Source organism: Streptomyces sp. NPDC041122, from assembly GCF_055592445.1.
Map to the genome: position 1 here is coordinate 695,937 of NZ_JBVIYQ010000003.1, position 13,302 is coordinate 709,238.

Annotated in this window: 11 protein-coding genes; 7 read left to right on the forward strand and 4 right to left on the reverse strand. The window is 74.4% G+C overall.

The window, feature by feature from the left end:
• Nucleotides 1-119: 119 nt before the first annotated feature.
• Nucleotides 120-1,856, reverse strand: coding sequence for a bifunctional 3'-5' exonuclease/DNA polymerase (locus ACZ6B8_RS15560; RefSeq protein WP_471607522.1), 1,737 nt, complete (start codon nt 1,854-1,856; stop codon nt 120-122).
• Nucleotides 1,857-2,060: 204 nt separating this feature from the next.
• Between ACZ6B8_RS15560 and ACZ6B8_RS15565 the strand changes: the two genes are divergently transcribed.
• Entirely contained in the window at nt 2,061-2,903 is an 843-nt protein-coding gene (locus ACZ6B8_RS15565; protein ID WP_471087434.1) for a nitrilase-related carbon-nitrogen hydrolase, read from the forward strand.
• Between the two features lie 91 nt (nt 2,904-2,994).
• Here ACZ6B8_RS15565 and ACZ6B8_RS15570 read toward each other — a convergent pair whose 3' ends face one another.
• Nucleotides 2,995-5,283, reverse strand: a complete 2,289-nt coding sequence (locus tag ACZ6B8_RS15570; RefSeq protein ID WP_471607523.1) for an FtsX-like permease family protein — start codon at nt 5,281-5,283, stop codon at nt 2,995-2,997.
• A gap of 299 nt (nt 5,284-5,582) precedes the next feature.
• Between ACZ6B8_RS15570 and ACZ6B8_RS15575 the strand changes: the two genes are divergently transcribed.
• Both ACZ6B8_RS15575 and ACZ6B8_RS15580 read left to right on the forward strand, forming a co-directional pair.
• A complete protein-coding gene (locus tag ACZ6B8_RS15575) occupies nt 5,583-6,800 on the forward strand; it encodes a DUF2786 domain-containing protein (protein ID WP_471607524.1) in 1,218 nt (405 codons plus the stop codon).
• 148 nt (nt 6,801-6,948) lie between these two features.
• Nucleotides 6,949-9,612, forward strand: coding sequence for an FUSC family protein (locus tag ACZ6B8_RS15580; RefSeq protein WP_471607525.1), 2,664 nt, complete (start codon nt 6,949-6,951; stop codon nt 9,610-9,612).
• 119 nt (nt 9,613-9,731) lie between these two features.
• Here ACZ6B8_RS15580 and ACZ6B8_RS15585 read toward each other — a convergent pair whose 3' ends face one another.
• Nucleotides 9,732-10,247 (reverse strand): hypothetical protein, encoded by a 516-nt coding sequence (locus ACZ6B8_RS15585; RefSeq protein WP_471607526.1) that lies wholly within the window; start codon nt 10,245-10,247, stop codon nt 9,732-9,734.
• A gap of 199 nt (nt 10,248-10,446) precedes the next feature.
• On the opposite strand from ACZ6B8_RS15585, the gene rpmG reads away from it, so the two are divergent.
• From rpmG to ACZ6B8_RS15600, 3 genes are all read left to right on the forward strand, one after another.
• Entirely contained in the window at nt 10,447-10,611 is a 165-nt protein-coding gene (gene rpmG, locus ACZ6B8_RS15590; RefSeq protein ID WP_471087449.1) for a 50S ribosomal protein L33, read from the forward strand.
• A 5-nt stretch (nt 10,612-10,616) separates the two neighbouring features.
• Nucleotides 10,617-10,862, forward strand: coding sequence for a type B 50S ribosomal protein L31 (locus ACZ6B8_RS15595; RefSeq protein WP_471087452.1), 246 nt, complete (start codon nt 10,617-10,619; stop codon nt 10,860-10,862).
• Between the two features lie 413 nt (nt 10,863-11,275).
• Nucleotides 11,276-11,515: a DUF397 domain-containing protein gene (locus ACZ6B8_RS15600; protein ID WP_223775964.1), complete on the forward strand. Its 240-nt coding sequence runs from the start codon at nt 11,276-11,278 to the stop codon at nt 11,513-11,515.
• Nucleotides 11,516-11,586: 71 nt separating this feature from the next.
• Here the strand turns inward: ACZ6B8_RS15600 and ACZ6B8_RS15605 are convergent, their stop codons facing one another.
• A complete protein-coding gene (locus tag ACZ6B8_RS15605; RefSeq protein WP_471087455.1) occupies nt 11,587-12,081 on the reverse strand; it encodes an ATP-binding protein in 495 nt (164 codons plus the stop codon).
• Between the two features lie 311 nt (nt 12,082-12,392).
• Between ACZ6B8_RS15605 and ACZ6B8_RS15610 the strand changes: the two genes are divergently transcribed.
• Nucleotides 12,393-13,256, forward strand: a complete 864-nt coding sequence (locus ACZ6B8_RS15610; RefSeq protein ID WP_471087458.1) for a helix-turn-helix domain-containing protein — start codon at nt 12,393-12,395, stop codon at nt 13,254-13,256.
• Nucleotides 13,257-13,302: the final 46 nt, after the last annotated feature.

A 13,302-nucleotide genomic window follows, 5' to 3' on the forward strand; every position in this document is an offset into this window, starting at 1 on the left:
GGGCGTGAGGGCATGAGGGCGCGAAGGCGCAGAGACGGCCCTCGCGCTCGCCCCCCCCAGCCGGTCTCCCCCTACTTCCCCCACTTCCCCTACTCCCGCTACTCCCGCTACTTCCACTTCTACTTCGCGTCCGCGTAGCACTCCACGACCGCGGTGGTGAAAGGGAAGCGGACCGGGGTCTCCCCGAACGCGATGCGGCCCGCGAGGTTCCCCGCGTCGCGGACGGCGAGCGCCACCGTTTCGGCCTCGTCGGCGGGGCAGTGCACGATGACCTCGTCGTGCTGGAAGAACACGAGCTCGGCGCGGAGGCCGCCCTCCGCGATCGTCCGCCGCAGGGCGGCCAGCATCAGCAGCGCCCAGTCCGCCGCGCTGCCCTGCACCACGAAGTTGCGCGTGAAGCGGCCCCGCGCACGGGTGTTGGACGAGGCGTACCCGGGCGTGAACTCGCCGCCCCCGTCCGCCGGTTCGCCGCCGTCGGCCCCGGAACCGGGTCCGGCAGGCGCCTCCTGCGGGATGCCCGCCTCGTCGTGCTCCCCGGCCCCCGCCGCCGGCGGACTCGTGCGGCCCAGCCAGGTCCGTACGAGCCGGCCCTCCTCGCCCGCCTTCGCCGCGTCGTCCACGTACGCGACCGCCAGCGGGAAGCGGCGCCGCAGCGCGGCCAGGTTCTTCAGGCCGTCGCCCGACGTCTGGCCGTACACCGCGCCGAGCAGCGCGAGCTTCGCGTGGTCGCGGTCGCCGGAGAACGCGCGGTCGGAGAGCCGGGTGTAGAGGTCCTCCTCGCTGCCCGCCACCTCCATCAGGCCCCGGTCGCGGGAGATCGCGGCGAGGACCCGCGGCTCCATCTGGTCGGCGTCGGCGACGACGAGCCGCCAGCCGGGGTCGGCGACGACGGCCCTGCGGATCACCTTGGGGATCTGCAGGGCGCCGCCGCCGTTGGTCGTCCAGCGGCCGCTGACCGAGCCGCCCGGGGTGTACTCGGGGCGGAAACGGCCCTCGTGCACCCAGTCCTGGAGCCAGCTCCAGCCGTGCGCCGTCCAGATGCGGTACAGCTTCTTGTACTCGATCAGGGGCTGCACCGCGGGGTGGTCGATCTCTTCGAGCTCCCAGCGCCGCGTCGACTTCACCCTGATGCCGGCCTGCGCGAAGGCCTTGACGACGTCGGCGGCCAGGTCCGGCCGGACGCGGCGGCCGAACGCGGCCGACACCTCGTCGGCCAGCTCGGCGAGGCGGCGGGGCTCGCCGCCTCCCGCGTACCGCTCGCCGAGCAGCTCGCGCAGGAGCTCGCGGTGGACGTCGGCCCGCCAGGGCAGCCCCGCGGCGTTCATCTCCGCGGCCACCAGCATGCCCGCGGACTCGGATGCGGTGAGCAGCCGCATGCGGGCCGGGTGGGCGGTGGCGTCGTGCCGTCGCTGCTGCTCGGCGTGGACCCGCACGAGGTCCGCGAGGGACAGCTCCACGCCGACGGGGCCCGCCTCGAAGAGCGAGTCCTGCGCGCGGGCACCGCGCTCGGCGGCGCGGGGCGGGGGATCGGGGGGTACGGGTGCGCCGCGCAGCCGGGCGAGGGCGGCGGCCGCGGAACGGGGCTCGCCGAGGCGGCCCTCGTGACCGAGGAGGAGGAGCTCGGCGGCCTCGATGTCGTAGCACCGCTCCACGCGGACGCCGGCGGCGAGCAGGCGCGGATAGACACCGGCCGTGGACCGCCAGATCCACCGGCCGACGGCGGGGCGGCTCCGGACGGCCTCGGCGAGATCGGGCGCGCGGACCACGTCGCCGACGGGCAGCCCGTCGGCGCCGACGGGGACGAGCTCCGCGCCACGTCCCGCACCGGCGGCGATGACCCACCGTTCGTGCTCCATACGCCGGAGTCTCGCACCCGCCACTGACATCGCGACCGCACGCCGGTGCCGCCCCACCCGGCCCGCCCCGGGCCCGCCCCCGTACGGCCGCACCGCGCGCGGACCGCGCACGGCTCACCACGCGTGGCACGTACGGCCGTCCCCGTGCGCCACGTACGGCCGTCCCCGCGTGCGCGTCCCGCCCCCCGCTGCGAGGCTCGCCCCATGCGAGTGGCGCTGGCACAGACCGACTGCGCCCTGGGCGGGGTCGAGGAGAACCTGCGGACCGCGCGGGAGCAGCTCGCCCTGGCGGCGACCCAGGGCGCGGACCTGGTCGTCTTCCCCGAACTGAGCCTGCACGGCTACCACCTGGGCGGCCTGGCGAGGGACACGTCGATCACCGCCGACGACCCGCGCCTGCTCGCCCTGACGGAACCCGGCGGTCCGGACGCCCTGGTCGGCCTCCACGAGCACACCGCGCTGCGCGCGTACAACACGTCGGCGTACTTCTCGGGCGGCCGCCCGCTGCACGTCCACCGCAAGCTGTACCTGCCGAACTACCTGGCGTGGGAGGAGCGCAAGCACGTCAGCCCCGGCCAGCACCTGCGCGCGTACGACCTGCCCGGCGGGCACGGCCGCGCCGCCACCCTCATCTGCAACGACGCCTGGCAGCCGGTGCTGCCGTGGCTCGCCGTGCAGGACGGCGCCGAGGTCATCCTCGTGCCCACGAACAGCGCGGCGAGCCTGGACCCCGAGGCCATGGACACCGGCCTGTACTGGGACACGCTGCTCTCCTGCACGGCCCGCATGCTGCAGTGCTGGGTCGTCTTCGTGAACCGGGTCGGGAACGAGAACGGCGCCTCGTTCTGGGGCGGTTCCCGCGTCGTCGACCCGCGCGGCACGGTCGTCGCGCAGGCGCCGAAGTGGGAGCCGGGCCTGGTGACCGTCGACATCGACGTCCACGAGGCCCGCCGCGCGCGCCGCGCGGTCCCCCTGGTGGCGGAGGCGCGCCTCGGCCTGGTCGACCGCGAGGTGCGCCGCCTGATCGACGAGGGCGGCGACAGCTGACCCCGGCGGCGGGGCCCGTCGGTGCGCTGGGGCTCTGGTGGTGGACGCCCCTGGCGTCCTTCAGGTCGGAGGGGGGCGGGGTTCGCGGCGCTCAGTCCTGCCGCCCCCCTCCCGCCGCCCCCAGGAGCCCGGCCGTCCCCGCCACCGCCGCCGTCACCGCCACCAGCGCGCACACCCCCACGCTCACCCCGAGCGCGTCCCACGGGACCGTCACCGCCGCCGGGGCCGAGAGGCGGGACAGGGCGGCGGAGAGGCCGCCCAGGCCGAGTGCGGTGACGGCGAGACCGAGGAGCGTGCCCACCGCCACGGCGGCCAGCGCCTCACCCGCCACCACCAGCCGCACCTGGCCGCGCGTGGCGCCCGCGAGGCGCAGGGAGCGCAGTTCGGTGCGGCGCCCCGGGGTGGCCATCAGCAAGGTGCTCGCGAGCGAGATGCCCGTGTACACGAGGCAGATGCCGAGGATCATCAGCAGCCCGAGGCGCGTCTGGGGCTTGGTCCGCGGGTGCGTCGCGGCCAGCCACTCGCCGGCCGTGCGCACCTCGCCCCCGCTCCGGGCGGCGAGCGCGGCGGAGGCGGTGGACACGGCGGCCGGGGCGGGCGCTGCGGGCGTGCCGGGCGTGGTGGCCGCCGCAGCGGGCTCGGTGCCGCCGACGGTCGGACTCCGCTCCAGGCGTACGTCGATACGGTCCACCGTCGCCGCCCGCGCGTTCGCCGACGTCACGTACGCGCCGTTGTTCCCCGTCCCGCGCGCCAGCACCGCCGCGATCCGCAGCCGCGCGGGCCGCCCGTCGCCGAGCCGGACCGCGACGCGCTCGCCGACCTCGTGCCGCTCCCACTCCTCGTTGACGACGATGGACCGGTCGTCCAGGTCCCGGACGTCGCCCGCGACGACCGGGAGACGGGCCGTCGCCGCCAGCGCCGCGGGATCGGCCACCGCGCGGGCCTCGGAGCGGACCAGGGCGCTGCCCCCCTCCCGTACGAACACGGCGGTGGACGCGGACGGCGAGACCGCCGCGGCCCCCGGCACGTCCCCGACGCCCACGCGCCGCAGCTTCCCGCCCGTGACGACGAGGTCGGCCCGCACCTGTTCCCGGGCCTCCGCCGCCCGCGCGGCGCCCACCGTCTGCGCCGAGCCGAGGAGGCTGCCCGCGAGGGCGACGGTCACGAGGACCGGCGCCGCGACGGCGGCGGTGCGGCGCACGGCGGCGGCGGAGTTGGCGCGGACGAGGCGCCCCACGGCGCCGGGCAGCCGGAAGGCGCGGGCGAGGGGCGGCACGAGCAGCGGCGCGAGCGCGGCAGCCGCGGTGATGAGGACCATCGGCTGGGTCGTGTACGTCTTCCGCTTCAGCAGGGCGGAGGGGTCCGTGCCCAGGGCCCGTACGAGGAGGCCGATCCCGCAGGCGAGCAGCACCGCCCCCGCGACCCGCCGGCTCCGCGGCAGCACGCCGGTGTCCACGGACGCGTCGCGCATCGCCTCGGCCGGGGCGACGCGCCCGGCCCGCCGCGCCGCGGCCCACGCACCCGAGACGGCCACCACGAGACCGGTCCAGAAGGCGAGGTGGAAGGGCCACGAGGGTGCGGCGCCGGACCCGGCGGAGAGGCCGAGGGGCCCGGCCGGCCAGGCACCCGGCAGCTCCGCCCGCACCCGGAACCAGGACGGCGCGATCCCGGCCTCCACCAGCTGCCGCGCGAGCAGCGGCCCGCCCCACGCCCCGAGCGCGCATCCCGCGGCGGACGCCAGGACGCCCACCGCGAGCGCCTCGCCCAGGAGCAGCCGGCGCACCTGGCCGGACGTCGCCCCGGCCATCCGCAGCAGCCCGAACTCCCGCCGCCGCAGCGCCACCACGAACCCGAACGTCGACGCGGTGACGAACACCGAGACGAAGGCGGCCACCCCGCCCGCCGTGCCGAGGAAGGCGTTGACGGCCACCAGCGCCGCGGCGTCCCGCGCGGCGCCCGGGTCGGCGCGGCGGCGCGCGTCGCCGGTGAGGACGAGGGCACGGTCGCCGACGGTCTCGCGCACCTGCCGCGCGGGGGCGTCGACGCCGACGGCGTCCCGCGCGTCGCCGTCGAGCCGGACGGGGCCGAGCCGCCGCAGCTCGCGCAGAAGTTCGATGTCCACAGGGTGTGGATGAGCGAGCGGCTTCGACACGAGGTCGGTGCCGGGCCCGCGCTCGACCCGCACCGTGAGCCGGTCCTGCCCCATGACCACGACCGGCGACCCGGCGAACCGCACGGGCGCCCGGTCCGGCGCCGTCAGGCTCGCGTCGAGACCGAGCCCCATGGCGGCGACGAGCCCCACGCCGAGGGCGACGGCCACGAAGGCCCCGAGCAGACTGCTCCACCGCCGGCGCAGGGAGGCGAGAAGAACCCGCTTCATCGTCCCGTCACCTCCGCCGCGCCCGCCGTCCGCGCGGCACGGGGGAGCCGGCCGGAACACCGGCGGGGGAGGTGGCGGGGGAGGCGACGGAGGCGGCCGTCACCGTCGTTGCGTACGACGTTTTCGCTCATGCCTGGAGCCAACCGCCCGAAGCCGCCCGGCACACGACCACTGGGGGGCGGGTGAGGGGTAGGGCCTGCCCTACCCCTAGGGGATCTCCGGGTCTCGGGGGACGGGACGTGGGGGACGGGACGTGGGGACGGGATTCGGGGCGCCGCGGCGTGTCTACCCTTGACCTCATGGATTCGGTGATCGACAGGGCGTTCGCGGCGGCGCTGTACGGCGACGGCGACGCGGGCCTGGACACCGGCGCGTCCCTCCTGGCCGCGTCCCCCGCATCGGACGACGAGTTGCGGCGCCGCGGCGAGGAGTACCTCACCCGCGCCTGGCGGCACGGCTGGCAGCCCGCCGACGTGCTCCGCATGGTCCGCCGCGACCTGGACGACCCGCACGTCCGGCTGACCGCGGCCCTGATCCACGCGGAGACCGGCCGTTACGCCCACCTGCCGCCCCGCTGGGCCGCCCAGCTGGCGGAGATCGCACCCACCGCGCCCACTGCGCCCGCGCACAGCGCGCCTCCCGCGCGGACCCGGGCGGCCGGGACCGACCGCTTCACCCGGGCCACCACCCACCTCCAGCTCTACCGCCTGCTCCTGCGCCTGCCCCCGCTCGAACCGGTCGGGCCGCCCCCGGGCGAGTCCGTCCCCGGCCCGGTCGAGGGCGAGTCCCGCACGCTCACCCGTATCCGCGCCCTCCTCGCCAAGGCCGAGGCCACCGGCTACCCGGAGGAGGCCGAGGCGCTCACCGCCAAGGCCCAGGAGCTGATGGCCCGGCACTCCCTCGACGAGGCGCTGCTCGCCGCCCGTACGCACGCCGAGGACGCCCCCGGGGCGTGCCGGATCGGAGTCGACGCCCCCTACGAGACGGCGAAGGCGATGCTCCTCGACGCCGTCGCCGCCGCCAACCACTGCCGCGCGGTGTGGAACGAGGCGTTCGGCTTCTCGGCCGTCGTCGGTTTCGAGTCCGACCTGGAGGCGGTCGAACTGCTCCACACCTCCCTCCTGGTGCAGGGCACGACGGCGATGACCAAGGCGGAGGCGGGGCAGCGCGCGGCGGGCCGCAAGCGCACGAAGACGTTCCGGCAGTCCTTCCTGGTGGCGTACGCGCACCGCATCGGCGCCCGCCTCGCCGAGGCCGGCGAACACGCGGTGACGGAGGCGGCGCGGGAGGCGGCGCGGGATGCGCGGGACGGGGCCGGCCCGCCTCCCGACCTGCTCCCGGTGCTTGCCGCCCGCGACGTCGCCGTCACCGACCGCGCCGAGCGGATGTTCCCGGAGACGACCACGACCCGGGTGCGGGGCGTGACGGACGGCGAGGGCTGGGCCCACGGCACGGCGGCGGCGGACCGGGCGGAGGTCGGGCGGGGAGGCCGGGGCCGGGGCCGGGCACTGCCCTGACCTGATGCGGGGGCCACGGGGGCCACGGGGGTCGGGGTGGCCAGGGGGGAGCCGAGGGGACCGAGGGCCCGGAGGACGGGGGTCCTACGGGGCCAGGGTGCGGTGCCGCCGCCTCCGCCCTGCCCGATATGCCCCGTATCATCGCAGAGTGACCTGGCTCCGCGCGCTGAAAGAGACAGCTCGCTCGGGCCTGACCGTCGAGCGCAAACGCCTGGAACCCCTGGTCGCCCTGCGGGGCGCGGCCGGCCTCGCGATCATCATCGGCGTCAGCCTCACCCTGTTCGGCCCGGCGGTGGCCGCGAGCTCGGCGTTCGGCGCGTTCCAGGCGGCGATCGCCACGTTCCAGCGCAGCTGGCGCCCGCGTCCTGAGCTCGCCCTCGCCTCCGGCACGAGCCTCGCCGTCTCCACCTTCCTCGGCTATCTCACCGGCTCCCACCTGCTCCTCTTCCTGGCCCTCCTCTGCCTCTGGACCTTCCTGGCGGGCCTGAGCTGGGCGGCGGGTCCGACGGTCGGCATCATCGCGTCGTCCAACGTCGCGATCATGCTGGTGACGGTCACCCTGCCGACCTCGGTCGCGGAGGCCGCGGGGCACGCGGCGATGATGGTCGTCGGGGGCTGCGTGCAGGCGGCTCTGGTGATCCTCTTTCCGGTACGCAGATGGGGCGCCCACCGCGACGCCCTGGCCGACGCGTTGGCGGCCGAGGCGGACTACGCGCGCCGGCTCCGTCACGATCCGGTGGCCCCGTTCGACCCCGAACCCCTGATGGCGGCGCGCGACGCGGCGACGATCACCCCGCGCCAGGCCCGCACCCGCCCCGCGGAACTGCACGGCGCACGGGGCCTCGCCGAACGCATCCGCCCGGTCCTGGCCTCCCTCGCGGACCCGGCGGTCGGCGTCCCGGAGGAGGGCAAGGAGCGGGACCGGGTCCGCGAACTCCTCGCCGCGGCGGGCTCGGTCCTGGACGCCGCGGCCCGCGCGATCCGCCACGGCGACCCGGTCAGGGTCCCGCCGGCGGCGATGGCCGCGCTGAAGACCCCGGACACGGGGGCGATCCTGACGGGCCCGGCCTACCGCGCGGCGACCCGCCTGGGCGCGCTCCTGAGGGACGTACTGGAGACGGCGGGCAACACGCAGAACACCCCGACGCACGACACGGCGTCCCCCGCGCCGCCGAGCCCCGACTCGCCGTCCGGCACGCGGCCGAGCCCTGACTCGGAGCCGTCCACGCCACAGCGCTCGGACTCGCCGTCCGGCACGGCGTCGAGCCCTGACTCGGAGCCCTCCACACCGCAGCGCTCCGACTCGCCGTCCGGCACGCGGCCGAGCCCTGACTCGGCGTCCGCAGCGCCACCGCCTCCTGACACGGCGCCCGGCACGCCGTCGAGCCCCGACTCCGCATCCGCCACGCCGTCGAGCCCCGACTCCGCATCCGCCACACCGCCGAGCCCCGACTCCGCATCCGCCACGCCGCCGAGCCCTGACCCCGCGCCCCCCACGCCACCCCGCCCCGACACGGCATCCCCCGCGACCTCGCGCCCCGACACTCCCTCCGTGACGGCGCCGCCGCCCCCGAAGCCACCCTCCGTAACCCCGCCCCCGGACCCGAACGGCACCCCCCACCCCCACCCTCACCCCCGTCCCCCGTCCGAGACCCAGCCCGTCCCGCTCCTCCGGCCCAGCCTCTTCGCGTTGCTGCCCGCCGCCGTGCGGGCCGTTCGGGCCGACTTCCGGCACGACTCGCCCGTGACCCGGCACGCGATCCGGGTCACCGCCGTCGCCGCCGCCGGGTATCTGCTCGGCACCTGGCTGCCGTTCGGGCACGGGTACTGGGCGCCCATGGCCTCGGTCATGGTGATGCGGCCGGACTTCTCGCAGACGTACTCCCGCGCCGTCGCCCGCTTCGGGGGCACCCTCATCGGGGTCGCCCTCGCCTCCGGACTCGTACAACTGGCGCACCCCGGCACGGGGTTGTCCGCCGCGCTCGCCGTGTTCTGCGCCGGGATGATGTACCTGCTGATGCGCACGGGCCAGGTCGCCGCCCAGGCCTGCGTCGCCGCGTACGTCGTGTTCCTGCTCGGCATGGGCGGCCAGCAGTGGACGCAGACCGTGCCGGAGCGGGTCGTCCTGACCCTGATGGGCGGCATCCTCGGGATGATCGCGTACGCGGTCTACCCCGCCTGGGAGACCCCGAGACTCCGCACCCGCCTCGCCGACTGGATGATCGCGTACGGGCGGTACGCCGCCGCGGTCGTCGACCACTACGCCCACCCGGCCGGCAAGGCGTGCCCCGACGTACGGGAGGCCCTGCTCGCCGCCCGTGACGCCCGCGTCGCCTGGCAGGAGGCGAAGAACCGGGCCGAGAACGAGCCGGTGCGCCACCGCGGCCTCTCCCGCGCCGTGGCCGCCGACGCGGAGGAGGCGCTCGCCCAGATGGGCCGCGTCGCCATGCTGATGGAGGCACACCTGCCGGAGCGGGGCGACACCCCCGTGCCCGCCGCGGCCCGCCTCGCCGACGCGCTGCGCAAGGCGACGGAACAGGGCGCGAAGGCGGTGCGCGAACGCCGCGTACCGCACTGGGACGCGGTCCGTACGGCCCTGGCGGAGTGGGACGGCGAGGGCGTCCCCGACCGCGTGGTCCGCAGGGGAGCGGGCCTGCTCCTCCAGACCCTCGACGAACTGTCCGACGCCCTGGACACCGCACCCCCGCCGATGCTGGTGGACGGCTCGGCGACGAAGGGGAACCAGCCGCGGCACCAACCGCCACCGGACGGCGACGGACCGCGGAACTCCGGTGAGGCCACGCCAGGTTGAGGCCAGGACGCACAGGCAGCGGGAGGCGCAAGCCCGCCCGCCTAAGCCCGTGCCCAAGCTTCCCTGCCCAAGCCCCGTCTGCCCAGGCCCCCCTGCCCGAGCTCCGTCTGCCCAAGTCCTCAGGACTGCGGCATGCCCTGCGTCGGCAGCCCCTCGGGCAGCTTGCCGCCCTCCGTCTTCAGGAACTCGTCCTGGCCGGCCCCCTCCCAGGCGACCTTCATCGACTTGCCGTCCACGGACTCGACCCGACCCGTCGTACGGTCGGAGTTCCCCTTGGGGCACTTCAGGTCGATCATCCGGGAGCCCGCCTTCTCGTCCGCCGTGCCGTTGCACAGCACGTCCTCGCCGAGCAGCGTCGCCGTCTTGCCGGTGACGGCGAGGGCGAGCGGCTTGCCGCCGGCCGTGGCGATCCACGTCCCCTCCAGGCTGCCGCCCGAGCCGCCGGACGCGTTCCCGTCCGCGCTCCCGGAGTCTCCGGACCCCTCGGAACCGCTCGACCCGCTCGAACCACTCGCCCCGGCCGCGCCGCGGTCCTTCTTGCCGCTGCCCCCGCCGTCACCCCCGCCCCCGTCCCCGTCGCTGCTGCAACCGGTCAGGACGAGCGCGGCGGCCAGCCCGGCCACCGCGGCACCCACACGGACACTACGGACGTACGTACGCACTTGAAGTCCCCCTCATGGCACCGGCGTGCCGGAATCGGGTCGGACGTGCCCTGTCCCTGCTTTCGTCCCCGTCCCCGGCCGAATCGCGCGCCAAGCTACCAGGTGACGTACCTCTCGGCGGGGGAACAGCACCCCCTATTGAAAACGGAAGTCATTTTCGTATACTGGGCCCATGGCCCGCAACGAACTCCGCCCCGTCGTCAGACTCCGCTCCACCGCGGGAACCGGCTACACGTACGTGACCCGCAAGAACCGCCGCAACGACCCCGACCGCCTCGTGCTGCGCAAGTACGACCCCATGGCCGGACGCCATGCCGACTTCCGAGAGGAGCGCTGACCGTCATGCGCAAGGACATCCACCCCCCGTACGGCCCCGTCGTCTTCCGCGACAAGGCCGCCGGCTTCGCCTTCCTCACCCGCTCGACCGCGACCGGCACGAAGACGGTCGACTGGGAGGACGGCCGCACGTACCCGGTCGTCGACGTCGAGGTCTCGTCCGCGAGCCACCCCTTCTACACGGGTACGGCCCGCGTGCTGGACACGGCGGGCCGTGTCGAGCGCTTCGAGCGCCGCTTCGGCAAGCGCTGACCGCGGCCCCGAAAGGGCGCGCAGGCCTCCCGTCACCCCCATTCCCCCGGGTGTGACGGGAGGCCTTTCGCCGTGCGGAAACCGATCCGGCCAACCTTGATGCGGGACGAGTTGTTTGAATCCTGGAACAGAAAGGGCGCCGGGTGCGTCTCTTCTTGGTGCACGAAGGGCTCGATCCAGGGCTATCCGGCGTTATCGACGGCAAGGAACTTCACGGCCGGTGACCGGCGTTCGCACGACATGGGGGATTCGGGAGGGATTCGGTGCGGGCGCCGACAGGCCTGTAACCAAGGGAACACCCCGCGTGCACGTGCATCTGCCCATGCATCGGCATGTGAACACAGCTATGATCCGGAACAGTTGACCACTGCATCTACAGCCACTGACGGCACTGCACCACCGGGGAGCGACCTGTGCACCACGCATTCAACGGCATGGCGGCCACGGAGCTTCACGGGGTCGTCTGGCAGAAGAGCAGACACAGCAACTCGCAGGGATCGTGCGTGGAGTTCGCGAAACTGCCGGGCGGCGATGTCGCCGTGCGCAACTCGCGGTTCCCTGACGGCCCGGCGCTCGTCTATACGCGCGCCGAGATCGAGGCGATGCTTCTGGGCATGAAGGACGGGGAGTTCGACCACCTCATAGGTGGCTGAACCGGCTGAACCGGCTGAACCGGCTGAACCAGTCTCATCCCAGGCCGAGTTCGCCCCGCCCGGCCCCCGCCTCACCCCAGCCGGAACAGCGCCCAGACCACCTTGCCGCGCAGCGCGCCCGCGAGCGGGTGCCAGCCCCAGCTGTCGCTGAAGGAGTCCACCAGGAACAGGCCGCGGCCCGACTCCGCCGAGCAGTCGTCGTCGGCCTCGGCGTCACGCGTCACCGGGCTGTCGTCGCTGGGGTCGCGCACCGCGCACACCAGACGCGACGCCCAGTGCATCAGATGCAGCCGCACGGGCGGGTCCCGGTGATCGCGCGGGGCGTCCGCCGGCAGCGCGTGGCGCAGCGCGTTGGTGACGAGTTCGGAGACCACGAGTGCGATGTCGTCGAACCGCTCGTCGAGGTCCCACTGGCCGAGCGTCGCGCGGGTGAACTGCCGTGCGCTGCCCACCGCTTCGTAGCGGGCCGGAAGGGCGACGGAGGCCGCGTCGGAGACGGCCGATGGGTCGATCGGAGGTAGCCCCTGCCTTAACGGCTCGAGCATGGTCGATCCATTCGTCCCCATGCGAGGCACTCCCCGGTTTCGCGGTACGTAGCGATGGAGCGGTGGTGCGATGGCGCGGTCGGTCGCCGGTGGTGCGGTCGGTACAACGGTGGCGCGCGGACCATGGTTCCGAATGCGTAGAGCAGATGCAAGGGCAGATGCACGTGCACGCGCCGGACTTGGTCGCTACCGTGCCAGTTCTTGCCCATTTCTTCCCGGGACTTCTTGTGGAGGCCTTTCGAAGGCTTTTCCTTTCTGTAACCGGGCGTGTACGGCCCGGAGCGTTTAATGGCAGACTGCTGGCTTCCAGTCGATGGGGAGGATTGAGCGAAGTGACCGCAGGGGAGTCGAGCGGCTCGGTGGTGCGGCGCATCCTGCTGGGCTCACAGCTGAGGCGGCTCAGGGAGTCGCGCGGCATCACCCGTGAAGCGGCCGGGTACTCGATCCGCGCCTCCGAATCGAAGATCAGCCGCATGGAGTTGGGACGGGTGAGCTTCAAGTCCAGGGATGTCGAGGACCTGCTGACGCTCTACGGCGTCACCGACGAGGCCGAGCGCGGCGCGCTCCTCTCCCTCGCCAAAGAGGCCAACCTCACCGGCTGGTGGCACAGTTACTCCGACGTCCTGCCCGGCTGGTTCCAGACGTACATCGGTCTGGAGGGCGCCGCCTCGCTCATCCGTGTCTATGAAGTCCAGTTCGTCAACGGCCTGTTGCAGACCGAGGCGTACGCGCACGCGGTCGTCGCGCGCGGCATGAAGGGCGCGAGCAGGGCGGAGATCGACCGGCGTGTGGCGCTGCGCCTGGAGCGGCAGAAGCTCCTCACCTCCGAGCACGCCCCCCGCTTCCACTGCGTCCTGGACGAGGCCGCGCTGCGCCGCCCGTACGGCGACCGGGAAGTGATGCGAGGGCAGATCCAGCACCTCATCGAGATCTCCGAGCGCCCCAACGTCACGCTCCAGGTGATGCCGTTCAGCTTCGGCGGGCACGCCGGCGAGAGCGGCGCCTTCACCATGCTGAGCTTCCCGGAGTCCGACCTCTCCGACGTCGTGTACGTGGAGCAGCTCACCGGCGCCCTCTACCTCGACAAGGCGGAGGAAGTCGCCCAGTACGAGCGCGTGGTGGCGCAGCTGCACCAGGACAGTCCCGACCCGGTGGGCAGTCGAGATCTTCTCCGGGGTCTTCTCCAACTCACCTGAAACATAAGTACTATGACGTGAGATCAGGTATGCGCTTCCGTTTGCG

Bases quoted from the DNA above. Each gene is read 5' to 3' on its own strand.
- ACZ6B8_RS15565 (WP_471087434.1), top strand. From the start codon at position 2,061: ATGCGAGTGGCGCTGGCACAGACCGACTGCGCCCTGGGCGGGGTCGAG.
- rpmG (WP_471087449.1), top strand. From the start codon at position 10,447: ATGGCCCGCAACGAACTCCGCCCCGTCGTCAGACTCCGCTCCACCGCG.
- ACZ6B8_RS15560 (WP_471607522.1), bottom strand. From the start codon at position 1,856: ATGGAGCACGAACGGTGGGTCATCGCCGCCGGTGCGGGACGTGGCGCG.
- ACZ6B8_RS15570 (WP_471607523.1), bottom strand. From the start codon at position 5,283: ATGAAGCGGGTTCTTCTCGCCTCCCTGCGCCGGCGGTGGAGCAGTCTG.
- ACZ6B8_RS15595 (WP_471087452.1), top strand. From the start codon at position 10,617: ATGCGCAAGGACATCCACCCCCCGTACGGCCCCGTCGTCTTCCGCGAC.
- ACZ6B8_RS15605 (WP_471087455.1), bottom strand. From the start codon at position 12,081: ATGGGGACGAATGGATCGACCATGCTCGAGCCGTTAAGGCAGGGGCTA.
- ACZ6B8_RS15575 (WP_471607524.1), top strand. From the start codon at position 5,583: ATGGATTCGGTGATCGACAGGGCGTTCGCGGCGGCGCTGTACGGCGAC.